Origin of the sequence: Desulfovibrio desulfuricans (genome assembly GCF_024460775.1) — a bacterium.
Lineage (GTDB): Bacteria > Desulfobacterota > Desulfovibrionia > Desulfovibrionales > Desulfovibrionaceae > Desulfovibrio > Desulfovibrio desulfuricans_E.
Genome location: NZ_JANFYZ010000150.1, coordinates 1 through 208, shown reverse-complemented (window position 1 = coordinate 208; position 208 = coordinate 1). Strand labels below are relative to the sequence as shown.

The 208-nt window shown below is 62.0% G+C and carries 1 protein-coding gene; it reads right to left on the bottom strand.

Going from position 1 to position 208, the window contains the following annotated elements; genetic code table 11:
- Positions 1-208, bottom strand: a 208-nt coding sequence (locus NE637_RS15730) for an ABC transporter permease (protein ID WP_256267859.1), incomplete at both ends; no start/stop codon positions are given.

Genomic DNA, 208 nt, shown 5'->3' with positions numbered 1-208 from the left:
GCAAAAATGGCGGCATGTTGATGACGGGCGTGACCGCGCCGGAAATAACAATGCACGGCACCCCAACGGTAAAGGCCCCCAGAATCGCCTGCTGCTGCGTGGCCGAAAGCGACGAGACCATCAGCCCCACACCGCCCGACGCCATCGCAAAAACCAGCAGCGCCACATAGAGCAGCACCAGCGAACCGGTAAACGGCACCCCGAAACC